Origin of the sequence: Kordiimonas sp. (assembly GCF_048260245.1) — a bacterium.
In the GTDB taxonomy this organism is placed as follows: domain Bacteria; phylum Pseudomonadota; class Alphaproteobacteria; order Sphingomonadales; family Kordiimonadaceae; genus Kordiimonas.
In genome coordinates this window covers 31,664-54,889 of record NZ_JBLXGZ010000016.1, presented here as the reverse complement: position 1 = coordinate 54,889, position 23,226 = coordinate 31,664, and the positions used below count along the sequence as shown (strand labels likewise).

Sequence of the window (23,226 nt, the reverse complement as noted above, 5' to 3'; positions counted from 1 at the left end):
TCCGGTTAACACATCATATGCTGAAACAACTGTTTTACACTGCGATTATTCATGCTGGATGGAGGCAAAATCAGGCATGACCAGTCGCCGCACCAAAAAACTGCTCTCCAAACTGCGCCGCCGTGTCAGAGCCTCACTTTTTAGTTCCGGCGGCTATGAGTTTGGCGCGATTACCGTTATTGCGGCCATCACTGGCGTTGTGGCCGGCTATGCCGCGATCGCCTTCTATCTCGGCATAGGAGAACTGCTTCAATTTGCTTTCGGCCCAGATGAAGATGCTCTTGCGACAGGCGCGGCCAGCTTGCCCTGGTACCATTTGCTGGCTGTTCCCGTCATTGGTGGTCTTGCCGTCGGACAGTTACTGCGCTTTTTGCCAAACCACCAGACACGCGCCGTACCAAACGTGATTGAAGCGGCCGCCCTGAACAATAGCCAGCTTAGCCTGCGTGAAGGCCTGCTGAGTGCGGGAACCACGGTGATTTCGCTCGGGTCCGGCGCGTCTCTTGGCCGGGAGGGACCGGTGGTACACCTCGGCGCGACGCTAGCTGCAGCGATTACACGCGTACTACACCTCAACCCCGCAGTTGCGCGCACCTTGCTAGGGTGTGGTGTAGCGTCAGCGGTCGCCGCGTCTTTTAACGCTCCCATCGCTGGCGTCTTTTTCGCGCTAGAGGTTATCATCGGACACTATGCCCTGCATGCGTTTGCCCCGGTGGTTATCGCGGCCATTGCAGGTACACTTGTCAGCCGCGCGCATCTGGGCAATTTCCCCGCATTTGAAACTGCGGAATATTTCATTACCAGCTTCTGGGAATTTCCGGCCTTTTTCATTCTCGGCATCGTGTCAGCCCTCGCTGCAGTTATTTTCATGTCAGGTATGAACTGGGCGGACCAGATCAGAGTGCGCCTGAACCGGATTCCCTATTGGCTGCAACCCGCAATCGCCGGGCTTTTTGTCGGCCTTATCGCGCTCTATTTTCCCGAGATTCTAAGCGTAGGCTACGAGGCGACCAGCAAAGCGCTGAACGGCGAATATGGTTTTGAACTGCTGATATCATTGGTGGTCGCCAAAATGGCTGCAACGATCATCTCTTATGGTGGCCGGTTTGGCGGCGGTGTCTTTTCTCCGTCCCTGTTTCTTGGCGCCATGGTCGGCGGAGCATTTGGCATTGCTGCCGGGTCTGTATTCCCGGCCCTTGCATCCACCCCCGGCCTATATGCCGTGGTCGGCATGGGAGCTGTTGCTTCAGCGGTACTTGGCGCGCCGATATCCACTATGTTGATCGTGTTTGAAATCACCGGTGACTATAATGTCACCATAGCCGTAATGATTGCGTCGGCTATCTCCAGCATGGTCACAAACGCCTTTTTCGAGCGCTCCTTCTTCCACATGCAGTTAGCCAACCGCGGCGTGCGCCTTGAAGGCGGCAAGGCAACCTATCTGCTAAAGTCTGCTCAGGTCATGCACCATATGACCCGGGACTTTTTCACCCTGCGCGACAATGAGCTTGCGATCAAGGCGAGGGAACTTCTCGTCACACAAGGGGGGGGTATGCTTGTCATTACAGACGATACCGGAAAAATGTCCGGTGTGCTGAGCATTGGCCAGTTGCCTATGGAGATTTTCGAGGGCGACACGGCGCTTCAGCACACGGTATCCGAATACATGCGAGACCCTCCCCAACTTGTCTACGCCAACCAGCCGCTACAAACAGCGCTGCATAAGCTGGAAGTAAGCGGTGAAGATATTCTGCCGGTGCTGTCGTCAGCGCAAGAAGGAATCGTCGTTGGCCTTATCCGCCACAGAGACGTGATGAAGGAATATAACCGGGCATTGCTCGAAAGTCAGGGCGGGGATATGGAAATCGGCCGCCGACGCTAAAAAAGCGACCGTAATCGCCCACAGGAACAAGCCGGGAACAAAAGTTTTTCGTCCCAAGGCAATCCCACACTTTGCGCACTGCCACATGGGTGCTATAGACACCCAATGATGAGTGATCCTTTTGACCTAGATGACCTCGGTGAAGACCTGCCTCCGCAGTCCTTGCCTGCAGCAGATATGCCACCACCATACCTGAACGGCCTGAACGCACCGCAGCGCGATGCCGTTCTGGCGACCGAAGGTGCTGTGCTGGTGCTTGCTGGCGCAGGCACCGGGAAAACACGGGTGTTGACCACGCGCCTCGGCCATCTGATGGCGACAGGGCGTGCGGCACCGTGGAATATTCTTGCTGTGACCTTCACTAACAAAGCAGCGAAGGAAATGCAGGAGCGCGTCGCGCGGGTGATCGGCCGCCCGGTTGAAGGTATGTGGATCGGCACCTTCCATTCCGTATGTGTGCGTATTTTGCGCAAACATGCCGAACTTGTCGGCCTCAAATCCAACTTTACCATCCTTGATACCGACGACCAGATCAGGCTACTCAAACAGCTCATCCAAGCTGAAAACATTGACGAGAAGCGCTGGCCTGCCCGCACGCTTGCCGGGCTGATCGACCGCTGGAAAAACCGCGCGCTCACCCCGGCAAAAGTCCCGCAAGGTGAAACCTTTGCTTTTGCAAACGGCCTGGGCGGCACCTTATATGAACAGTATCAGGCGCGCCTCCAGGTATTGAACGCCTGCGACTTTGGTGACCTTCTGATGCATGTCATCACCTTGCTCCAGAACAACCCGGATGTGCTGCGCGAATACCATAACCAGTTCCGCTATATTCTGGTCGATGAGTATCAGGATACCAATGTCGCGCAATATCTTTGGCTTCGTCTGCTCGCCCAAGCATCAAAGAATATCTGCTGCGTGGGTGATGATGATCAGTCTATTTACGGGTGGCGCGGCGCCGAAGTTGGCAACATCCTCAAATTCTCCACCGACTTCCCCGGCGCCAAGGTTGTCAAGCTTGAGCAGAACTACCGCTCAACCGGGCATATCCTCGCCGCCGCCGCCGCGCTGATTGCCAGCAACGAAGACCGCTTGGGCAAAACCTTATGGACAGAAAGTGACGACGGCGAAAAGCTTGATGTGCGCGGTGTTTGGGATGGCCCCGAAGAAGCGCGCGCCATTGGCGAGGAGATCGAGAGCCTACAGCACAAAGGACAAAAGCTCAGCGAGATTGCCATTCTTGTGCGCACTGGCTTCCAGATGCGCGAGTTCGAGGAGCGCATGATCACCCTTGGCCTGCCCTACCGCGTGGTGGGCGGCCCGCGTTTTTACGAGCGCGCTGAAATTCGTGATGTGATGGCTTATCTACGTGTGATCGCGCAGCCCGATGATGACCTTGCATTTGAGCGCATCATAAACGTACCCAAACGCGGGCTTGGCACAACAGCTGTGCAGAATGTGCACCATCTGGCGCGATCGCATGGCATTTCCATGACCCGGGCCGCACGGCAGATCACCGGGCTTGATATGCTGAGGCCACAGGCGCGTAAATCCATCACAAACCTGATGGATGATTTTGACCGCTGGCGTGGCCTTCTGCACTCCCACAGTCATGTTGAAGTTACCGAGATGATTCTGGAAGAATCAGGCTATATGGAGATGTGGCAAAACAACAAATCTCCCGAAGCCGCAGGGAAGCTTGAGAACGTCAAGGAAATGGTCTCCGGCATGGGTGAATTTGAGAACCTTGGCGGTTTCCTTGAACACATCGCGCTGGTGATGGAAAACGACAACAACAGCACGCTTGAAAAGGTCACCCTTATGACCCTTCATGCCGCCAAAGGCCTTGAATTCGATACTGTTTTTCTGCCCGGTTGGGAGGAAGGCCTGTTCCCGAACCAGCGCGCACTGGACGAAACAGGCGTGCGCGGGCTTGAGGAAGAACGCCGTCTTGGCTATGTGGGCATCACCCGCGCCAAACGGAAAGCCTACATCTATTTTGCCGGCAACCGCCAAGTATTCGGCCAGTGGCAGTCAAGCCTGCCGAGCCGTTTCATCGAGGAACTGCCGGCTGAGCATATCGAGATGGAAACTGCCCAAGGGTTATATGGCGGCCGCAGCCAGCGCAGCGGCTGGGGTGAAGAGCACAGCAGCTTTGGCGCCGGGGACGACACAGGGTATTATACCTCAGGCGGCGACAAATATGGCCCCGGCTGGCAGCGGGCGCAAAGCTGGCGACAAAACCAGCAAAGCAGCTATGGCCGCACCATTGAGGCAACGCCAACCCGTCCTAAAAAGAAAAAAACCGCTGCACCAAAACTGAGCGATATCGCAATCGGCGAACGGGTATTCCATGATAAATTTGGCTACGGCCTTGTCGAGGATGTGGAGGGCAACAAATTGCTCGTCGCTTTCGACAAGGCTGGAAGCAAACGGGTGGTTGACACCTTTGTAACCCGTGCCTGACGCGCACTTAGGAGCTTACCATGACCGACAACATCTGGTGCCTTAAAGGTCAACTGCCGCTCGAGCGCGCGCAGAAACTGGAGACACTACTTGAGACCATGGGCGATGAACGGGGAGAATTTCCGCCAACCCTGTCCTACTTTGAGCAGGCACCCGGCCAGGACTGGATGGTAGAGATTTTCTTCGCCGAACAACCAGCCGATACCTTTGTGGATGAAATCCTGAAACGCGCTACGCTGGAAGCTTGGCCACATGAGTTCAGCCGGGTTGAGAACAAAGACTGGGTTAGCGAGAGCCAGAAGCTGTTATCACCGGTTGAAGCTGGCCGCTTTTTTGTCTTTGGCGCACACGATGCCGACAAAGCGCGGGACGGCGCTATCAACATGCAGATTGATGCCGGACAAGCATTTGGAACCGGCAAACATGAAACCACCGCTGCCTGCCTTGAAGTCCTTGATAGGTTAGCTGGCGAGATCAACCCGGATACCGTTCTTGACCTTGGTACCGGCTCCGGCGTTCTGGCACTTGGCGCACACAAGATATGGTCGGAGGCCAAAGTCGTTGCAAGCGACATCGACCCCATCGCCGTCGAGGTTACAGATGAAAACATTGAGATTAATGATGGCACCGCCAGAGCTATAGGCGACAACAAAGCCGGCATTGCAACACTCGCCGCCGACGGCCTGGATGATCCGGCCTTCACATATGAGAAGCCATTTGACCTGATTATCGCCAACATTCTGGCCGGGCCGCTGATCGACCTGTCAGACGATATCACTGCAGCGCTGGCGAATGGGGGCACCCTCGTGCTATCCGGCCTTCTTGTCAGCCAGAAAAAAGAAGTCCTCGACGCCTATCAGGCTCGAGGACTAGTATCTCTGGGCAGAGTAGAGAAGGGAGAATGGCTCGCGCTTACTATGAGCAAACCATGAACCTCATTTGAGGTTCGGAAGGTGCGGGCGATCCAACGGGAATGGACCGCCACGCTGTAATCTCTAGTGAGCTAGCGCACCGCCACCGAAGGTACCGCCACCCATACCGCCAAAACCACCGCCGAGGCTGCGAGGCCGCGTGATCTTGAACTGGGAAGGCTTACGTGCTGGCTCGGCGCGCATCATGCCGTTCGCTGTCATTAGGGTGAAAAAATCACCTTTAGCGGTAAGGTCAAGGGCGAGTTCAATCGCTGCTTCTTCAGCTGCGACCAGAAAGAATTCCTTGGCTTTCGAACCACATACGGCGCCCGGCACTTTGCCATTGGCAGCCATGAGGCCCATAAAACTGAATGCATCAACCGTTTCGAATTCTTTTGCTGCGTTAGCCATCGGCTTTCTCCTTCACCTGTCCCGCTAAACTTTTGCGCCGACCACTGTCGGCACCGGGTAGATAGGCTTGTAGAGGGCGATTAAGTAGCTATTAAAAGCGCAGACTAGCCATGCGTTAAATGCATACGTTAAAAGGAAAGCCTCCCATATTACGCACGTCATGAAATGGTAGCAGTTTGACTGTTTTACGACAGGTACTTGAAATTTACCGCGCTTTCAGGAAACGGACCGAATATCGATGACAAAAACAAGCAAGATCAGCAAAGTCGCCCAAACGCCTATTCCGCTTAACAGAAACGGAATTGCCATCCGGCGCTCAAACCACCGACGCGGCCTTATGCCTTTCGCAAAGAAAACCAGCAAGCCAGAGAGGTTGACGCATACAACGTTGGAAACCAACAACAGTAGCGCGCCATAAGCTAACATAAACTCCCCGCGCCCAAGCAGAAAACCAAGGGCCGCGGCTGGGGGTAGTAGCGCGACGGCAACCATGACACCGACAAGCGTCATCGAGAGCCCCGAAGTCAGAGACAGCACACCCGCCATCCCCGATGCGGCCGCAAGCGCTAGACTGCCCAAGTCTATCTGGGTGCGTAGCATGAGTTCCTGACTATCAGGTGTTTCATGCCAGACATAACCCATCAGCGCTGAACCGCCGACCGCAAGAGCAATACCGCCAAACGCGGTCAGGAAAGCACGGCTCATCATCTCTTTGTCACCCAGAGATGTACCAAAAGCGAAGGCGAGGTTTGGGCCCAACAGTGGCGCAATTACCATAGCACCCACCACGACCGCGACATTATTCTGGATAAGCCCGACCAGCGCGACGATGGTGGACAGAAGGGTCAGCGTAAGATAGTTCAGGTCAGGACGCGCGCCCTGCCGCATCTTGTAATAAAGTTCCTCCCGACTGTCATTTGAACCACCCACCTCAACATGCGGCAACGTAGTATCCACCGGCAGAATGGTGATACGCGCCTTTGTGGAGGTGCCCAGGAGCGACTGCAGATCATCAATGATTGCCTGGCGTCCGTCAGCATTGGTCAGGAGGAAGAACACTGCATGATCGTCCTCAAGCGGCACACCCTTGTAATAAGAAATCACACAATCATGCTCTGTGGCCAGTTTACGAATATTAGCCTCGATAGAGACCGGAGCCACCACCTCAATCAATTTGAGCGACATGAATAAATTCCCCTAAGGTTAGATCGCCACACTAGCGGCGGGCAACTCACCTCACAAGCGTCAAAGCAGAGGAAAGACAATTAGCCAGCGATATGGGCCAGCCACTCATCCTCGCTCATGGTGCGTACACCTAAATCCTGCGCTTTCTTGAGTTTGGAGCCAGCGCCAGGACCCGCGATTACAATGTCTGTCTTTTTCGACACCGAGCCAGCCACTTTAGCGCCGAGAGACTCGGCCTTGGCCTTTGCCTCATTCCGCGTCATTTTCTCCAGACTACCGGTAAAAACCACTGTCAGACCGGAGACAGGGCTGTCGCTGGCCTGTGAGGCCGCTTCACCAATACTGAGTTCCGCGACAAGGCGCTCAAAAGCTGAACGGTTCTGCGGTTCGGCATAAAAATCCTCAATGTTGAGAATGGCATCCACGCCAATACCATCAATGTTGGCGAGTTCCTGATTATGGGCATGCAACGCACGGGCGGTATCCGCCGGAAAGCGGAAGTTATTGTTGTTCAGGAACCCTGCAACTGTCTCCAGGTGTGCCACCTTGATATTATCACCTTTGAGGCGGCCAGCTTTTATACGCTGCACGCGCTCGGCGATTAAGCGCACATAAGCGTTGGGGTCAGCGAGCAAATCTCCCGGACGCAGGGCATCCTCAAACGCCTTCAAGGTACCAAACTTCATCAGCACGTAATTGAGCGAGGACAATTCCTGCGGGCTGAACTGCGCCTCAAGGTCCTCAATAAGCGTTAGAGCCTCAGCCAGATAAGCCCTGAACGCCGACACATTGCAAAAGTGCCGCGCGAGCAATTTTGCAGTTTCCTGTCCGATCGACGGGATACCGAGGCCAAACAGGAAGCGGTGGAAATCGATCTTGCGGCGCTCTTCAATCGCTGCCATCAGGTTATCGACTGACTTGTCGCCCCAGCCCTCTTTCTGCTTCAACTCATCGGTGCGGGCAGACAGGTCGAATATGTCACCGGGTTCCTTCACCCAACCCCATGTTACAAAGGCTTCGATCTGCTTGGCGCCGAGTCCTTCAATATCAAAGGCGTTACGGCTTACAAAATGGCGTAGGCGTTCTGTAAGCTGGGCGGAGCAGATCAACCCACCAGAACAGCGTACGACAACGTCATCGCCCTCCGCTACGGCTTGCGAGCCGCAAACAGGGCATTCTTCGGGAAACTCAAACGGCTGAGCGTCAGCCGGGCGTCTCTCCATGACCACAGCCACCACTTGCGGGATCACATCACCAGCGCGCTGGATGATGACTGTATCACCTATACGTACACCCAAACGTGCGATTTCGTCCCGATTGTGCAAGGTGGCGTTTGAGACAACCACGCCGCCGACAGTCACGGGTTCAAGCTTGGCAACGGGCGTAAGTGCCCCTGTGCGGCCAACTTGGATGTCGATATCACGCAGGATTGTCATTGCCTTCTCTGCCGGGAATTTGTGCGCAATGGCCCAGCGCGGTGCGCGTGCCACCATGCCCAGACGATCCTGCAGATCAAGCCTGTCTACTTTGTAGACAACGCCGTCAATGTCATAATCAAGCGTTGGTCGCTCTTCCTCAATCAGGTGATAGCGCTTTGTTGCCTCACCTGCCCCCTCGCAGCGGATCATCAGCGGGTTAACTTCAAAACCCCAAGCTTTGAAGCACTTGATCATGCCCATCTGCGTATCAGCGGGCATGTCGCTCACCTCACCCCAGGCATAGGCAAAAAACCTGAGAGGCCGGGATGCCGTGATACTGCGGTCAAGCTGACGCAGGCTGCCTGCAGCGGCATTGCGTGGATTGGCAAATACCTTGGCGCCCTTGGCCTCCTGCGCCTCATTGAGCGCAAGGAAGTCAGCCTTGCCCATATAAACCTCGCCGCGCACCTCAACGACCTCCGGCCATCCGTCGCCAGCCAACTCATCGGGTATATCCGCAATCGTGCGGGCGTTCGCTGTCACATTTTCGCCCACCGTCCCGTCGCCGCGCGTGGCCGCCTGTACCAGCTTGCCCTTCTCGTAACGCAGGGCAAGCGAGAGACCGTCAATTTTGGGTTCTGCCGTCAAATAGAGCGGAAGATCAGCAGCCTGCCCCAGAAAGCGGCGCACTCGTGCAACAAACTCGCTCACATCGTCATCGCTGAACGCATTCTCAAGCGACAACATGGGTTTTGAGTGGGTAACCTTCGCGAATTTGCTGGCACGTATTTGCGCACCTACACGCCCAGAAGGGCTGTCGGTCCGAACCATGGCTGGAAAGCGCGCTTCTATTGCTTCATTGCGCTGTCGTAACGAATCGTATTCAGCATCTGACACCGCCGGGTCGTCCTGCCCATGATAAAGCTGGTCATGGTATGCGATTTCCATCGCGAGGCGGGCAAGCTCTGCGCGAGCCTCTTCCTCCGAAAGCTCTTCAACAGGCAGGTCGGATGCTTCAGCCATGGATCGGTCCTATATTGTCGCGGTCAGTAATTTGTCAGCGGCAGCGCGCGCCTCATCTGAAATAGTCTCTCCCGCCAGCATACGGGCTATTTCCTCGCGGCGTTCGGCATTGCTCAGTTTAACCACACGTGTGCGGGTTTCTCGGTCCGTGTCATGTTTGGATATCTGGAACTGGCTATCGCCGCGCGCGGCGACTTGCGGGCTGTGGGTCACCACAAGAACCTGCGCGCCTTCTGTCAGCCGCTTAAGCCGTTCCCCAACGGCGCTGGCTGTTGCCCCGCCAATACCGCGGTCCACTTCGTCAAACACCATGACAGGCACGCTGGACTTTTGCGCAAGCACTACCTTAAGCGCCAAAATAAACCGCGCCAGCTCGCCACCCGAAGCGATTTTGACAAGGGCACCAAAAGGCGTACCCGGGTTGGTTTTGACTTCAAATGTGATCTGGTCCGCTCCCGAGGAAGACCACTCACTTTCCGGCAAGGTATACACGGATGTGCGAAAAATCGCTTTCTCGAGCTTCAAGGGCGGCAATTCGGCCATTACCAATGTATCCAGACTCCCAGCCGCCTCCGCGCGGCGTCCGCTCAAAACCCTGACAGCTTGCGCAAAAGCCTGCGACGCTGCCTTTGCTGTTGCACGAAGCCCTGCCACGGTTTCATCTCCCGCCTCCAAAGCGGCGTGACGGGCTTCAAGTGCTGCCTGCATAGAAGCGAGGGCGTCCGGCTGACAATTATGCTTGCGTGCGAGGCGGCGAATTTCGAAAAGCCGTTCCTCCGTTCGCTCCAGCTCCAGCGGATCAAACTCCAGATCCCGGGCCAATGTTTCCAGAGCGGCGATGCCCTCACTGAGCTCTATGGCTGCGCGGTCAAGCGCTTCCATAACCGGGGTTAGCAATGTGGCCACCTCGGCCTCAGTGCGTTCCATTCGTCGCAATACGCCGCGAACGATACCATCCACGCCGCCATCAGCCGCAAGGGCCTCTTGATATTCACTCAGGCTTTCGGTCAATTTCTCGCCCTGCATCATCAGGGAGCGTTTATCGGCGAGCAGGCTTTCCTCCCCGGCTTCAGGGCTGAGGCTCTTCAGTTCTTCCACAGCATGAGCGAGGAATTCTTCATCACGGCGCGCCTCCGCTAGATTTTGTTCCGCCTCTTCAAGTGCCCGCGCTGCCTTGCGGCTTGCCTCATATGCCGCAGCAACAGCGTTCATATCGGCTTGGTAGTCGCCAAAAGCGTCGAGAAGCGCACGGTGTGCTCCGGCATCCAGTAGCCCGCGGTCGTCATGCTGGCCGTGCACTTCAACCAGCAACGCACCGAGGTCGGAAAGCATACCCTGACTGATCGGCTGATCATTCGCCCATGCACGGCTGCGGCCATCTGCTGTGATTTGTCGCCGAAGGATAACCAAACCATCGCCTGCGTCCATCCCTTGCTCTTCGAGAAGCAGGCAGGCCGGATGCTCGGGCTCGATAGAGAATGCGGCAGAAACACTGCCCTTCTCCTGCCCCTGCCGCACGAGGGCGCGGTCAGCGCGGCTCCCTGTCGCAAGACCAAGGCTATCAAGCAGGATTGATTTGCCGGCCCCCGTTTCGCCGGTCAACACAGTTAGACCTGCCGCAAACGACAGGTCCAGCTTATCAATTAAAACAATGTCACGAATGCTGAGACTTGTCAGCATCGCGCCCCCCTTGATGCATTAGAACGGCCAGATTTTGCTGAGCCAGGATTTATCACTATATTCAGGCACCATGTCCTTACCGCTCAGAAGCGAATAGCTGTAACGGTACCATTTGCTGCCTGGGAAGTTGTGGCCCAGCACAGCTGCCGCCATTTTAGCTTCTTCTGTAATGCCAAGAGCAAGGTAGACCTCGACCAGACGGTGCAAGGCTTCCGGCGCATGGCTTGTGGTCTCATAGTTTTCGATCACAGCCCGGAAGCGGACCTCGGCGGCCAGAAATTCATGTTTATTCTGGTAAAAGCGGCCAACTTCCATGTCCTTGCCGGCCAGGTGGTCGCGTGTCAGGTCAAGCTTCAGCTTCGCGTCCTTGGCGTAATCCGAATTCGGAAAACGCCGGATAACTTCTACAAGAGAACTCTCGGCGTCGATCGTCTTTTGCTGGTCCCGGCCTACGTCCGAAATCTGTTCATAGTGGCATAGTGCGATAAGGTAATAGGCATAAGGTGCGCCGCGGTTACCCGGATGCAACTGCAGGAAGCGTTGCGCCGCAAGTATGGAATCGTCATACGCATTAGTCATATAGTGTGCATACGCTGCCATCAGTTGTGCACGGCGTGCCCACACGGAATAAGGGTGCTGCCGCTCAACCTCATCGAAGGCTGCAGCCGCAAACTTATACCGTTTTTTCGCAAGGTTATCCTGTGCCAGATTATACAGAACCTCAACATCCCTCGCTATATAGCGGTCTTCGTCATCTTTGGAACTGCAAGCAGCAACACTCATCAAGAGCACACTCAATACAGGTATCTTCAGCCAATTTGCTGTCATGGCAGTCTGTAACTCCCGTAATAGGCGAAATGTCCCCTTGCATTTCACCCATAAGGTTATAATCTCATAAACATGCAACCAATAGTATAGTTTCACCAACCACAAGAAGGAGATACCTGGCCGCATCGGCGTTGGCGAAATCTCTAGCACAGTAAGTCGCAAGCGCCAACGGAGAATCCCCATCGGCAAAACTGGAGCAAAATGTATGGTCAGACATAGTGACGAAATTGAGGAAGGCTTGCTCGAACTTTCAGCGAGAAAAGCTGACCTCATCGACAAACATGTAGGACGCCGTCTTAGGGACCGACGTCGCACACTAGATCTCTCGCAGCAGGATATTGCCAACATTCTCAGCATTTCCTACCAGCAGGTTCAAAAGTACGAAAGCGGCCTCAACCGCATCAGCGCCGGGCGGCTGTATCTGCTTGCGCACATCATGCGCACGAATGTGGGGTATTTCTACGAGGGGCTGCCCTCAGGTGATGAAATCCTTTCCGGTCGTATCACGGAAATGGACCTCATCATTCCTGAACTGGATACCCTGCCAAACGCCAATGTTCGTGATGCGCTCAGCGACCTGGTTCGAGCAATCAAAGAATCAAAGATGTTAAGCTGAGATCCCGGACCAAACCCATACGGGGAAAGAGGTCAGGCTTTCCCCTTCACCAATGCATCATAATCAAACATGAGTGTCTTTGTGATCTCCCCGACTTCAAAGTTATAGGGCCCGATTTCGGAAAGCGGCGTAACCTCGGCTGCTGAACCCGTCAGGAAAGCTTGCTCAAAGCCTGCCATTTCCTCCGGCATGATCGCACGTTCGATAACTTTGATATTTCGCTTTCTAGCCAATTCAATCACAGTCCGGCGCGTAATGCCGTCAAGAAAGCAATCTGGTTTAGGCGTGTGAAGCTCGCCATCTTTTACGAAGAAAATATTGGCGCCCGTCGCTTCTGCCACCTGCCCGCGATAATCGAGCATGAGTGCATCATCATAGCCTCTGGCCTCCGCCGCATGTTTAGACATGGTACAGATCATGTAAAGACCAGATGCCTTGGCATTCGTTGGCGCTGTATCAGGAGCTGGGCGTCGCCACGTTGATATATCGAGCCGCAACCCCTTCAGCCGTGCTTCTGGGGAGAAATAAGATGGCCACTCCCAAACTGCGATTGCCGCATGAATGGTATTTTGCTGAGCGCTGACCCCCATCATTTCACTGCCACGCCATACGACTGGCCGACAATAGGCATCTACCAACTCGTTCTTGTCCAGCAAAGCCATGCAGGCTTCGTTAATTTCCTGTTGGCTGTGGGGGACCTCATAACCAAGGATATTAGCGGAATTGAATAACCGCTGTGTATGCTCCTTGAGCTTAAAGACGGTTCCATTGTATGCGCGCTGGCCCTCGAAGACCGCGCCCCCATAATGCAGGGCATGTGTCAATACATGAACGTTGCAATCCCGCCAAGGATGAAACTCACCGTCCATCCACATCCATCCATCACGGTCATTATAAGGCGCACTTGCCATTTCTATTCTCCGAAAACACCTAACAAATAAGAATATTTCGCTTTTTGCTTGATCGGTGTAACATTGTGTCGATATTATGTCAATAACACTGACATAAATTCAATTGGGCCGCTATGCAACGAAAATTACCACATTCCAACTTATATCTTCGTGAAGAAGAACTTCGCCGCGGTGTCGAACTGCTCTATTTTGCTTATCGCGACTTCACCAGTGATCCCGACGAAATTCTTGCGCAGTCCCGGTTCGGGCGGGCGCATCACCGTGTCCTGTATTTCGTCGGCCGCAACCCCGGCACAACAGTGTCCGGACTATTGTCTCTGCTGCGGATCACCAAGCAAAGTCTGTCCCGCGTGTTGGGCCAATTGGTAGAAGAAGGCTATATTCGGCAGGATGCGGGACTTGAGGATCGCAGACAGCGTTTGCTTCACCTGACAGATAAAGGCAAAGCATTTGAACAAGAGCTTTTTGCCAGTCAAAGGGACCGTGTTGCCGAAGCATATAAGCGGGCTGGACCAGAGGCTGTTGCCGGCTTTTGGGAGGTTCTGCTCAACATCGTGGATACTGACGAACGTGATACGGTGCTGCGACAGATTGAAAAGTGACAAGATTACAGGCATGATGCAGCGCTAAGGAGTAGCTGCAAGGTGCCAGATCTTGATCCTGAATTTGACAGTTTCCTGAATTGTTGGCGCGGCCTACCCAGGCGCGCTCACCCTTTCATTCCATGCCGCTCTGATATTTCCCCCGCCACATTTGGCGCACTACTGCATTCAATTTGCCTTACTGAAGCTCTCGGCGCCAAAAACCTCAGGATATGTTATGCAGGTAGCGGCTTCGAACGAAACGCAGGCTTCAGCTTGACCGGCAAAAATTACTATGACCTTCTGCCTGCATCCTTTCATAAACCTATGTCGATTTTCCACAACAACATGCTCGATACACCGTGTGGTGCCTATGTCGCAGATGTCATCGGAACGACCGCCGGAACCAGATATATACATCACACCCTGCAGCTTCCTGCGGCCGACGAAGCCGGTAATATCTGCTACCTGATTGCCTTTGGTCTTGCCCGTCGGCCCTACGGTGACCAAGGCATTAGAACCGAAACCAGTCACCAGCCTTCTAACATAAAGGAATTATTTTATATTGATCTTGGTGCCGGCATGCCGTCTGCCTACATCAAAGACTTCGAGTTTCACGCACCCGCCAAATCACGCGACAAGCGGAAAACCTCGACCTCCACCCAATAGACCACGCACCAGATTGATAAATCCTGCAAAACAGGCATAATGAGCCTGAAAGGTATGCTGTTGTCCTCGCTTGAACTTAGTGAAGAATTTGACACCTTTTTGGCGTACTGGGATGCCCTGCCCAGGGAACGGCACCCGTTCCTGCCCTCTAAGCAACACATAACCCCGGCGCGTTTTGGCGGCGTTATACAAAACATTGGCATTGCCGAAAGAATTGGTGACCTCGATATGAGAGTTCTTTTTTACGGCAGCGGTATCGAGAGGGTCTCAGGCATAAAAGTGACAGGACAAAACTACTACGACTTGCTGCCGCAGGAATTTGTCAAACCGCTTTCCATTTTTCATGCTTATGTGTTTGAAATCCCCTGCGGCGCCTATGTGGGAGATATTGTGACCACCTCCTCCGGTGCGCAATATCTGTATGAAACAATACAGTATCCTATGGTAAACGAAGACGGCGAGGTGAAGTATCTCCTCGTATACGGACTGGGCCGCAAACCCTATGGCGAAGAAAGTGACCGAGTCAGCGCAACCATAGGTCGCGCCAACATCAAGGAAATGCATTATATCGATATGGGCGCAGGCGCGCCGTCTGCCCACATTGAAAATTTTAAATTCTACCGCTAAGTCGTTTAGGCCGCTGGTGAAAAAAAGCCGGCGAACCCAGACAAAAAGCACACATTGAGGGGCCCCGAATAGATGAGTATTGATGAAAGATTACAGAAGGGATATCGCACCTTCAAGGAACAGGCTTTTGAGCGGGACCGGCAAATTTACGAAGACCTAGCCACCCACGGCCAGACCCCGCACACGCTGGTGATCGCCTGTTCGGACAGCCGTGTGCTGGTCCAGCAAATTTTAACCGCAGGCCCCGGCGATCTATTTGTTGTACGCAACGTCGCCGCAATGGTCCCGCCCTATGAGCGAGACTCGGGATATCACGGTACCTCTGCGGCAATTGAATTTGCGGTAACGGCCCTTGAAGTTGACAATATCGTGGTCCTGGGCCACGCCGGGTGTGGCGGTGTCGCCAGTGTCGTGGACCGTAACATGCCCGAGGACAGCTTTGTTGGCCAATGGATGCGCCCACTACACAACTGGCTGAAGCATTATGGCCACCTGACAGCCGAAGATCCGGCCACCCGCAAGCGCCTGCTTGAGCGGGCCGCTGTATATCTTTCCATACAGAATCTGAAATCCTTTCCCTTTGTGGCCGAACGGGTCAGCGCTGGCACCTTGGCGCTTGAGGGGTTGCTCTTCAACATTCACACCGGTGACCTTTCAGAGGTCATTGCCAAACATGATACAGCTTTCAGCCTGCGCTCGGTGCTTGCGTCCAGTGACTGAAACACAGAAATCCATCGCAACCTGGGCCGAGGATACCTTTGGTCCCGCCCAAGAGCACAGCGTGCTGGTCCGCCGGGCAATGGTAGAGCTGGAGGAACTGCTGGAAGCGACTGACGCCGGTGACCCATGCGAGATTGGCAAGGAAACAGCCGATATCGCCATCCTGCTATACCGCCTGATGGAGTTGAACGGCCTATCACTGGCTGAAGAGGTAGACAAAAAAATGGCCGAAAACCGCAGCCGTCGCTGGCTGGCCAAAGGGGACGGCACCGGCAAGTATATAAAGGGGTAAGTAAAGGTACATACTCAGGACTGCATCTGCGCGTTGTTGTCACAAGCTTCAGCAACGACAAGCGCCTGTTAAGCATGCTATATTTCCACTGGACACAATCATCGTATGGATAATGGTCATGACACGGCTGACAAACGGCTTTTTCAGACGATCCACCCACCACCGCGGCATGTCGAAAGCTCTGCAAAAGCTGATCAATGCTCACCTGTGGGCGCAAATTTTGCTGGCCATGACGCTGGGCGTGACAACCGGCGTAGCGCTGTCGCCAAGTGGATGGCAGATGGTGGCCCCGTCAACCGCCGATCAAATCGCCGAATGGCTCGCCCTGCCCGGGCACCTTTTTTTGGCGCTGATCCAGATGATTGTCATTCCCCTTGTTATCTGTTCCATCCTGCTTGGCATTGCGTCCAATAAAGACCCTGAGACCCTAAAAAAGCTAGGGTTCAGGGTTCTGCCCTATTTCGTTTTCACCACCACTGTCGCCGTGGCTATCGGTTATGTCGTTGTTACTCTGATAAGCCCGGGGGATTTTGTTGACCAGGCCATGGTGCAGCAGCATCTGGCCAACACTCAGGCAGGCGAGATACCTGCCATCCTGCCAGAAGCTTCGTCGCTGCCAGCGCGTATCGTATCCGTCGTCCCCACAAACCCACTCGCGGCGGCGCTTGATCAAAGCATGTTTCAGGTTGTGGTGTTCGCCATTTTGCTGGGTGTTGCGGCGGTATCACTGCGGGCTGAAGAAGCCGCGCCCGTACTGAGTCTGGCGTCGTCGCTTATGGGCATCTCGATGCGCATTGTCGGGTGGGCCATGCTTCTCGTGCCCTATGCAGTGTTCGGTCTGCTGGCACAGATCACCATAAAGGTAGGGATCGACATCCTCTTAGGTGTCGGTGTTTATGTGCTGACGGTACTTTTGGGGCTTTTGTGTCTGCTTGTTTTTTATATGCTGCTTATCTCCACCCTCGGGCGACGCAACCCCTTTGGTTTCCTGTCGGATGCCAAAGAAGTCATGCTGCTGGCCTTCTCTACCTCGTCGTCTGCCGCAGTCATGCCGCTTTCCATCAAAACCGCCGAAGGCAAGATGGGTTTACCCCCCTCCATCGTGCGCTTCATGATTCCGCTTGGCGCCACCATCAATATGGACGGCACCGCACTCTATCAGGTCGTGGCAGCTGTGTTCCTGACCCAAGTATTTGGCATAGACCTCTCTGGCGGGCAGATAATCCTGTTGATGATCACCACCGTCGGAGCCTCGATTGGTGCACCCAGCACGCCCGGTGTCGGTATTGTCATCCTTGCCAGCATTCTCGAGAGCCTCGGCGTACCAAGCTCCGGCATTGCCCTCATCATTGGGGTTGACCGTATCCTTGACATGTCGCGCACATCGGTAAACGTCACCGGTGATCTTGTTGCTTCAACAATCGTCAACCGCTGGGTTGGCGGCAGTGACACCGGGTCAGGGACTGGCGAGGCACCAACAGGCTGACACACAGCTTGCAAGCCTCCCAATAGCTGCCTAAGCTTGGTTAACCATTAGGCAGGGGGAGCCAACCATGACCAGACCAATCAGCCAGTTCACTACCGTGCTTTCACTTGCTGCGTGCCTTGTCGCCGCCCGCGCCAATGCCAGCGACTTGAGCGATTTTCTCCCCGACACGGCGCTGAAAAGCATCGCGGCCGAGACTTCCGGCATCGCGGCCAAGCGCAACCTTGATGAGATTACTCTGTATCACCGCACGCGTGGGAGCCAGCAATTTGACGCCGCCGCCAAACTGGTCGCGGAACGTTTGAAATCATACGGTTTCGACACGGTGGAGGTTATGCGGTTCCCCGCAGACGGCAAAACCATGTTTGGCACACAGAAATCCCGCCCGGCATGGCAGGTGGACTTTGCCGAACTTTGGGAAATTGGCCCTGACGGCACCCGCGTCCGCAAACTGGCCGACTGGGCGGCCCGTCCGCTCACCCTCGCACAAGATAGCGACAGCGCCGATATCGCTGCCAACCTTGTCGACATCGGTAGTGGCACGCTTGAGGCGGACTACACCGGCAAAGACATCAAAGGCAAAATTGTGCTGACCTCTAGCCAGCCCGCAGCCGTTGAAGCCCTCGCCCTGAAAAAATACGGTGCAACAGGCATCCTGTCCTACGCCGCAAACCAGAAAAGCGCATGGTGGCAGTTGGATGACAGCCTCGTGCGCTGGGGCCACTTAAGCTCATTCCGCGAAGGGCCTGCCTTTGCTTTCATGACCAGCCTGGGTGAAGCCCGCGCCCTTCAGGCCAGGCTCAAGCGCGGCGAAACCATCCGCTTCCATGCCAGAGTTGAGGCACGTCGCGAGGCTGGCGAATACAGGGTCGTTACCGCGACCGTTCCGGGTAGTGACCCGGCGCTGGAGAGGGAGGAAATCGCCTTCAGTTGCCATCTGGACCATCCCCGTCCCGGCGCCAACGACAACGCCAGCGGTTGCGTAGCCATTCTTGAGGCCGCACGCACATTGAAGCACCTTATCGGCACCGGTGCCTTGCCTGCCCCCAAACGCACCATCCGCTTCCTGTGGCCCGCCGAGATCGAGGCAACGCTTATTCTTCTGAACGCGAGACCTGAACTTGCCGAGCGCCTCAAGCACGTTATCCATATGGATATGGTCGGCGGCGGACCCGAGACCAAGGCCGTGTTCCGTGTCTCCCGTGGGCCTAAAAGCACCGCGGATGTCTCAGGCGACATTGCTTGGGCAATCGCCGATTTTGTCAACGCCCATAGCCTTGCGTTCGCTAGCGGCGATGATACCGACTTCCCGCTCCATTCACCCGAGGGGGGCCGCGAACCATTGCTTGCGCTCAAGGAGTGGCTGTCGATGGGTAGCGACCATGACGTATTTGCTGCTGGCAGTTGGGGCATCCCTGTTACCTATATGCATGACTGGCCGGACCGTTATATCCACACGACCAAGGACATCGCCGCCAATATCGACCCCACCAAGCTCAAGCGCGCCGCCTTCATAGGCGCGGTGCAGGCCGCTATACTGGCCGGGGTGACCGATGCAGATGCTGATGCGCTCATCGAGCTGGAACGCCCGGCTGCGGTTGTGCGTCTCGCGGAAACGATGCAAAGATCAGGGAATTACTCAGCGGATGATAGGGCTACCGCGCGGCTCGGCTATTGGCTGACAGAACAAAGAATTGCCCGCAGTATCTCGGGCTATGCACCGGCTGCCGACCTGACGTCGCTGGCCGCGTTCACCAGTGCCATGATCTCGCTTGAGGGTACGCCTGCGGCGGTGACACGTACCGGACCAGTTTACCGCCGCAATCCCGCACTCAAGGGCACGATGAACGGCTTTGGCTACTCATACCTCACAGACAAACTTGGCGCAGACGAGGTCAGTGCACTGGCGCTACTGAAGGCAGACAATGGCCGAGCCATAAGCTACGAGGCGCTAAACTATGTGGATGGCAGGCGCAGCGTGGGCGAAATTCACACCATGCTAGTGGCCGAATTTGGCCCTACTGCCCGCACAGCCGTTGAGGAATATCTCGCCGCGCTTGAGAACATCGGGGTACTGCAGGCAGAGTAGCTTTTATTTTTTCACCGTCGCCAGACACTCGATCTCTACCCGCGCGCCAAGGGCAAGACCGTTTGCGCCCATGGCGCTGCGGGCAGGGAAGCGGTTTTCAAAATAGGTGCGGTACACCTCGTTCATCGCCGCCCATTCTTTGATGTCCGCCATCATCACCAGGCATTTCACCACATGGTCCATGTCAGAGCCATTGGCCTCCAGCGTGGCCTTGATATTATCCATCGTTTGGCGGGTCTCAGCCCCGATACCGCCCGGCACAAGCGCCATGGTACCCGGCTTGGCGCCCAGTTCACCCGACAGATACAGCATGTCACCCACGCGCACCGCTTTCGAGAATGGCAGCTTGGCTTGTTCATCTTCTGCCGAAACCGCTACTGCCGCCAGCAACAGGCTTGCCGCACACATAATTTTCCTGATCATCATCGTTCCCCTTCGAGTTTTCCTGCCAAAGACTATCGGATGCAACGGTTTGGCCCAAATGAAAAAAGGGCCACCCTGCGGTAGCCCTTCCTCAAACTTATGTATCACGCTTACTTTTTGTCTTCGTAAACGTTGCGGCCTGACTTGATCGGCTTCCAGATCTTCTTCATCGACAGATAAAGAATAATCGTCAGGATACCGAGGAAGATCAGAACCTTCAGGCCCATATGGTGACGGTCAACAAGCTTCGGTTCACCAACATAGGTCAGGAACATGACCACGTCTTTTGCCATCTGTTCCGGCGTTGCTGCTGTGCCGTCTTCATAGTCAACGATCCCTTCCGCCAAGGGTGGCGCCATGGAGATAGCACCGCCCTTGAAATAAGGGTTGTAGCTTTTGCCTGCAGGCATTTCATGGTCGGCCGGAGCGTCCTCATAGCCCGTCAGCAGGCTATAGACATAGTTCGGGCCATCATGACGTGCTTTGGTGATCAGCGAAAGGTCAGGCGGTACCGCGCCACCGTTCGATGCAGCAGCAGCTACCTCGTTCGGGAACGGGTTTGGGAACTTGTCCTGTGGCAGGCCGGACCGCTCGTTCGGGTCACCGGCGTCATCGACACCGTCGACAACAGTATATTCGGCAGCCCAAGCTTTGATCATGTCCTCTTCGTAGCCAAGGTCGGCGAGGTTACGGAAGTGGAAATACTTCAGGCTGTGGCATGCGGAACAAACCTGTTTGTAGACCTGCCAGCCGCGTTGTGCCGACTGCTGGTCAAACTGACCAAACGGGCCATCAAAAGACCATTCCATCTGCATCGGGTGCTTTGCAGCACCTGCCGCAAAAGATGCGCTTGCAAGGCCCGCAGCAGCGGTCAGGGCAATCGCAATGTTTCTTACAAATTTCATCGTGGATTCCCCTTACTCAGCCGCTTTAACAACTGGTTTTGCAATGCTTTCCGGCAACGGCAGCGTTTTCTCGATTTTTCCGAGAAGCGGCAGGATCACCAGGAAGTGCGCGAAATAGTAAGCCGTACCGATCAAGCCCACCATCGGCCAGATGCCCTCAGGCTTCTTGCCGCCAACCACAGTCAGGACAAACATGTCAATGACAAGGAAAAGGTAGAACCACCGGAACGTAGGACGGAACTTGCCGGAGCGAACCTTGGACGTATCGAGCCACGGCAGGAACAGCCACACGAGAATCGATGCAAACATGGCAATCACACCCAGAAGCTTGGCCGGGATGAACACAATGTCTGTGAACGGGATACCGATATCAAACGTGATCGAACGCAGAATCGCATAGTAAGGCAAGAAGTACCATTCCGGCACGATGCTGTCTGGTGTTACCATCGGGTCAGCCGGGATATAGTTATCCGGGTGGCCAAGGGCGTTAGGCAGGTAGAAGATGAACAAGGCGAACACAAAGAAGAAGACACCGGCACCAAACGCGTCCTTGATGGTATAGAACGGGTGGAACGGGATCTGGTCAGCGTTCGACTTCACGTCGATACCAAGCGGGTTACCGCTATCGGAGATTTTCTTCGCCCAGAGGTGAAGGATAACCACACCGGCGATCACGAACGGCAGCAGATAGTGCAGGCTGAAGAAGCGGTTCAGGGTCGGATTATCAACCGAGAAGCCACCCCACAGCAGGGTCACAATGCTCTCGCCCACAACAGGGATCGCAGAGAAAAGGTTGGTAATAACCGTTGCACCCCAGAAGGACATCTGGCCCCACGGCAGTACATACCCCATGAAAGCCGTTGCCATCATAAGCAGGAAGATCACCACGCCCAGCATCCACAACACTTCGCGTGGGGCCTTGTAGGACCCGTAGTAAAAGCCGCGGAAAATGTGGATGTATACGGCGATAAAGAAGAAGCTCGCCCCGTTGGCGTGCATATAACGGATGAGCCAGCCGTAGTTCACGTCGCGCATGATACGCTCGACGCTGTCGAAAGCCATTTCGGTGTGCGGCGTGTAGTGCATTGCCAGCACGATACCGGAGATGATCTGAACAACCAGCATCAGGCCCGCAAGCGAGCCAAAGTTCCACCAGTAGTTCAGGTTGCGCGGGGTTGGCGTATCAGGGCCAACCACATTATTCACCAGCGAGATGATCGGCAGGCGCTCTTCAACCCATGCGGCGACAGCGTTTTTGGGTTTTGCAACATTCCATTCAGCCATGAGAGCCCCCTTACCCGATCTGGAGAGTTGTGTCAGTGACGAAAGAATAGGTCGGCACTTCGAGGTTTTTCGGCGCCGGGCCCTTCCGGATACGGCCGGCAGTGTCATAGTGCGAACCATGGCACGGGCAGAACCATCCGCCGTAGTCGCCGCGTTCGTCACCAGCTTTAGTGCCCAGCGGTACGCAGCCGAGGTGGGTACAAATACCCATCACCACCAGCCACTCATCGTGGCCTTCCTGCACCCGCGCAGCATCTGGCTCTTTGTCGATCAGCGCATCAACGGGAACGGCACGAGCTTCCTCGATTTCCGCTGACGTACGGTGCCGGACAAAGACAGGCTTGCCGCGCCACTTAACGATAATAGCTTCACCAACGCCGATAGCGCTGAGGTCAATTTCAACCGATGCCAGAGCAAGCGTGTCTGCTGCCGGGTTCATCTGGTCAATGAAGGGCCAGACCGCCATGACAGCGCCTACGGCACCCATGCTTGCAGCGGCCACGTGAAGAAAGTCACGCCGGGTGGCGCCGTCTTCAGCTTCGATAGTCTCGTTGATAGTGCTCATCTAATCTTCCCTGACAGGAACGTGATGCGAAAGGCGATCAGTCGTTGTGATTCTCGAACGTAGTTCTACCTCTGCATGGTGGCAAATCTCTGCGTCACAAGGCCGCAGCCGACCACCTGCCATAAATTCAATCGCCAGACAGCCCCTGCCCAGCGAATTGGGATTGGTTTAGTCGGACGCGCGTTAAGAGGCAAGGATTTATCGGTCAGATTCCCAAAAAAAATGGCGGAAAAATGTTCCTGCACCGCTCTAGCCGT

General features: G+C 55.2%; 21 protein-coding genes. 11 read left to right on the top strand and 10 right to left on the bottom strand.

The features are described from left to right. Positions 1 to 76 precede the first annotated feature (76 nt). The 3 genes from ACN0VM_RS10145 to ACN0VM_RS10135 all read left to right on the top strand — a co-directional run bounded on the left by ACN0VM_RS10145 (position 77) and on the right by ACN0VM_RS10135 (position 5,277). Complete coding sequence (locus ACN0VM_RS10145) at positions 77 to 1,882, top strand: chloride channel protein (protein WP_417450766.1); 1,806 nt, start codon at positions 77 to 79, stop codon at positions 1,880 to 1,882. A gap of 105 nt (positions 1,883 to 1,987) precedes the next feature. Further along, positions 1,988 to 4,345 (top strand): ATP-dependent helicase, encoded by a 2,358-nt coding sequence (locus ACN0VM_RS10140; RefSeq protein WP_417450765.1) that lies wholly within the window; start codon positions 1,988 to 1,990, stop codon positions 4,343 to 4,345. Positions 4,346 to 4,365: 20 nt separating this feature from the next. Continuing rightward, a complete protein-coding gene (locus ACN0VM_RS10135) occupies positions 4,366 to 5,277 on the top strand; it encodes a 50S ribosomal protein L11 methyltransferase (RefSeq protein ID WP_417450764.1) in 912 nt (303 codons plus the stop codon). Positions 5,278 to 5,340: 63 nt separating this feature from the next. On the opposite strand, the gene ACN0VM_RS10130 is transcribed toward ACN0VM_RS10135, so the two are convergent. The 5 genes from ACN0VM_RS10130 to ACN0VM_RS10110 form a co-directional block, all read right to left on the bottom strand. Then, a complete protein-coding gene (locus ACN0VM_RS10130; RefSeq protein WP_417450763.1) occupies positions 5,341 to 5,667 on the bottom strand; it encodes a hypothetical protein in 327 nt (108 codons plus the stop codon). Positions 5,668 to 5,883: 216 nt separating this feature from the next. Further along, positions 5,884 to 6,852 carry a TIGR00341 family protein gene (locus ACN0VM_RS10125; RefSeq protein ID WP_417450762.1) on the bottom strand — a complete coding sequence of 323 codons (969 nt, stop codon included), beginning with the start codon at positions 6,850 to 6,852 and terminating at the stop codon, positions 5,884 to 5,886. A gap of 80 nt (positions 6,853 to 6,932) precedes the next feature. Then, positions 6,933 to 9,293 (bottom strand): NAD-dependent DNA ligase LigA, encoded by a 2,361-nt coding sequence (gene ligA / locus ACN0VM_RS10120; RefSeq protein WP_417450761.1) that lies wholly within the window; start codon positions 9,291 to 9,293, stop codon positions 6,933 to 6,935. A gap of 9 nt (positions 9,294 to 9,302) precedes the next feature. Then, complete coding sequence (recN, locus tag ACN0VM_RS10115; protein ID WP_417450760.1) at positions 9,303 to 10,973, bottom strand: DNA repair protein RecN; 1,671 nt, start codon at positions 10,971 to 10,973, stop codon at positions 9,303 to 9,305. An 18-nt stretch (positions 10,974 to 10,991) separates the two neighbouring features. After that, positions 10,992 to 11,801, bottom strand: coding sequence for an outer membrane protein assembly factor BamD (locus tag ACN0VM_RS10110; protein WP_417450759.1), 810 nt, complete (start codon positions 11,799 to 11,801; stop codon positions 10,992 to 10,994). A gap of 205 nt (positions 11,802 to 12,006) precedes the next feature. Here ACN0VM_RS10110 and ACN0VM_RS10105 point away from each other — a divergent pair, with 205 nt between their 5' ends. Then, on the top strand, positions 12,007 to 12,417 hold the full coding sequence (locus ACN0VM_RS10105; RefSeq protein WP_417450758.1) for a helix-turn-helix domain-containing protein: 411 nt from the start codon (positions 12,007 to 12,009) through the stop codon (positions 12,415 to 12,417). A gap of 32 nt (positions 12,418 to 12,449) precedes the next feature. Here ACN0VM_RS10105 and ACN0VM_RS10100 read toward each other — a convergent pair whose 3' ends face one another. Then, positions 12,450 to 13,328, bottom strand: coding sequence for a branched-chain amino acid aminotransferase (locus ACN0VM_RS10100; protein ID WP_417450757.1), 879 nt, complete (start codon positions 13,326 to 13,328; stop codon positions 12,450 to 12,452). 113 nt (positions 13,329 to 13,441) lie between these two features. Between ACN0VM_RS10100 and ACN0VM_RS10095 the strand changes: the two genes are divergently transcribed. The 7 genes from ACN0VM_RS10095 (at position 13,442) to ACN0VM_RS10065 (ending at position 19,792) form a co-directional block, all read left to right on the top strand. Beyond that, entirely contained in the window at positions 13,442 to 13,930 is a 489-nt protein-coding gene (locus tag ACN0VM_RS10095; RefSeq protein WP_417450756.1) for a MarR family winged helix-turn-helix transcriptional regulator, read from the top strand. A 255-nt stretch (positions 13,931 to 14,185) separates the two neighbouring features. Then, positions 14,186 to 14,578, top strand: coding sequence for a hypothetical protein (locus ACN0VM_RS10090; protein ID WP_417450755.1), 393 nt, complete (start codon positions 14,186 to 14,188; stop codon positions 14,576 to 14,578). 39 nt (positions 14,579 to 14,617) lie between these two features. Further along, the gene (locus tag ACN0VM_RS10085) at positions 14,618 to 15,205 is read left to right on the top strand and encodes a PAS domain-containing protein (protein WP_417450754.1); all 588 of its coding nucleotides are present in this window, start codon (positions 14,618 to 14,620) and stop codon (positions 15,203 to 15,205) included. 72 nt (positions 15,206 to 15,277) lie between these two features. Beyond that, the gene (locus ACN0VM_RS10080) at positions 15,278 to 15,925 is read left to right on the top strand and encodes a carbonic anhydrase (RefSeq protein ID WP_417450753.1); all 648 of its coding nucleotides are present in this window, start codon (positions 15,278 to 15,280) and stop codon (positions 15,923 to 15,925) included. Next, entirely contained in the window at positions 15,918 to 16,217 is a 300-nt protein-coding gene (locus tag ACN0VM_RS10075) for a nucleotide pyrophosphohydrolase (RefSeq protein WP_417450752.1), read from the top strand. Before ACN0VM_RS10080 ends, ACN0VM_RS10075 begins: the two co-directional genes overlap by 8 nt. A 118-nt stretch (positions 16,218 to 16,335) precedes the next feature. Continuing rightward, positions 16,336 to 17,703: a dicarboxylate/amino acid:cation symporter gene (locus ACN0VM_RS10070; protein WP_417450751.1), complete on the top strand. Its 1,368-nt coding sequence runs from the start codon at positions 16,336 to 16,338 to the stop codon at positions 17,701 to 17,703. A gap of 67 nt (positions 17,704 to 17,770) precedes the next feature. Further along, a complete protein-coding gene (locus tag ACN0VM_RS10065; protein WP_417450750.1) occupies positions 17,771 to 19,792 on the top strand; it encodes a M28 family peptidase in 2,022 nt (673 codons plus the stop codon). A 3-nt stretch (positions 19,793 to 19,795) separates the two neighbouring features. Here the strand turns inward: ACN0VM_RS10065 and ACN0VM_RS10060 are convergent, their stop codons facing one another. The 4 genes from ACN0VM_RS10060 to petA form a co-directional block, all read right to left on the bottom strand. After that, positions 19,796 to 20,215: a RidA family protein gene (locus ACN0VM_RS10060; protein WP_417450749.1), complete on the bottom strand. Its 420-nt coding sequence runs from the start codon at positions 20,213 to 20,215 to the stop codon at positions 19,796 to 19,798. 110 nt (positions 20,216 to 20,325) lie between these two features. Further along, positions 20,326 to 21,120, bottom strand: a complete 795-nt coding sequence (locus ACN0VM_RS10055; protein WP_417450748.1) for a cytochrome c1 — start codon at positions 21,118 to 21,120, stop codon at positions 20,326 to 20,328. Between the two features lie 12 nt (positions 21,121 to 21,132). Further along, positions 21,133 to 22,404 (bottom strand): cytochrome b, encoded by a 1,272-nt coding sequence (locus ACN0VM_RS10050; protein WP_417450747.1) that lies wholly within the window; start codon positions 22,402 to 22,404, stop codon positions 21,133 to 21,135. A 10-nt stretch (positions 22,405 to 22,414) separates the two neighbouring features. Further along, on the bottom strand, positions 22,415 to 22,969 hold the full coding sequence (gene petA / locus ACN0VM_RS10045) for a ubiquinol-cytochrome c reductase iron-sulfur subunit (protein ID WP_417450746.1): 555 nt from the start codon (positions 22,967 to 22,969) through the stop codon (positions 22,415 to 22,417). Between the last annotated feature and the right edge of the window lie 257 nt (positions 22,970 to 23,226).

Coding starts and splice junctions, on each gene's coding strand:
- ACN0VM_RS10145 (WP_417450766.1), top strand. CDS start 77: ATGACCAGTCGCCGCACCAAAAAACTGCTCTCCAAACTGCGCCGCCGT.
- ACN0VM_RS10140 (WP_417450765.1), top strand. CDS start 1,988: ATGATGAGTGATCCTTTTGACCTAGATGACCTCGGTGAAGACCTGCCT.
- ACN0VM_RS10135 (WP_417450764.1), top strand. CDS start 4,366: ATGACCGACAACATCTGGTGCCTTAAAGGTCAACTGCCGCTCGAGCGC.
- ACN0VM_RS10130 (WP_417450763.1), bottom strand. CDS start 5,667: ATGGCTAACGCAGCAAAAGAATTCGAAACGGTTGATGCATTCAGTTTT.
- ACN0VM_RS10125 (WP_417450762.1), bottom strand. CDS start 6,852: ATGTCGCTCAAATTGATTGAGGTGGTGGCTCCGGTCTCTATCGAGGCT.
- ligA (WP_417450761.1), bottom strand. CDS start 9,293: ATGGCTGAAGCATCCGACCTGCCTGTTGAAGAGCTTTCGGAGGAAGAG.
- recN (WP_417450760.1), bottom strand. CDS start 10,973: ATGCTGACAAGTCTCAGCATTCGTGACATTGTTTTAATTGATAAGCTG.
- ACN0VM_RS10110 (WP_417450759.1), bottom strand. CDS start 11,801: ATGACAGCAAATTGGCTGAAGATACCTGTATTGAGTGTGCTCTTGATG.
- ACN0VM_RS10105 (WP_417450758.1), top strand. CDS start 12,007: ATGGTCAGACATAGTGACGAAATTGAGGAAGGCTTGCTCGAACTTTCA.
- ACN0VM_RS10100 (WP_417450757.1), bottom strand. CDS start 13,328: ATGGCAAGTGCGCCTTATAATGACCGTGATGGATGGATGTGGATGGAC.
- ACN0VM_RS10095 (WP_417450756.1), top strand. CDS start 13,442: ATGCAACGAAAATTACCACATTCCAACTTATATCTTCGTGAAGAAGAA.
- ACN0VM_RS10085 (WP_417450754.1), top strand. CDS start 14,618: ATGAGCCTGAAAGGTATGCTGTTGTCCTCGCTTGAACTTAGTGAAGAA.
- ACN0VM_RS10080 (WP_417450753.1), top strand. CDS start 15,278: ATGAGTATTGATGAAAGATTACAGAAGGGATATCGCACCTTCAAGGAA.
- ACN0VM_RS10070 (WP_417450751.1), top strand. CDS start 16,336: ATGACACGGCTGACAAACGGCTTTTTCAGACGATCCACCCACCACCGC.
- ACN0VM_RS10065 (WP_417450750.1), top strand. CDS start 17,771: ATGACCAGACCAATCAGCCAGTTCACTACCGTGCTTTCACTTGCTGCG.
- ACN0VM_RS10060 (WP_417450749.1), bottom strand. CDS start 20,215: ATGATCAGGAAAATTATGTGTGCGGCAAGCCTGTTGCTGGCGGCAGTA.
- ACN0VM_RS10055 (WP_417450748.1), bottom strand. CDS start 21,120: ATGAAATTTGTAAGAAACATTGCGATTGCCCTGACCGCTGCTGCGGGC.
- ACN0VM_RS10050 (WP_417450747.1), bottom strand. CDS start 22,404: ATGGCTGAATGGAATGTTGCAAAACCCAAAAACGCTGTCGCCGCATGG.
- petA (WP_417450746.1), bottom strand. CDS start 22,969: ATGAGCACTATCAACGAGACTATCGAAGCTGAAGACGGCGCCACCCGG.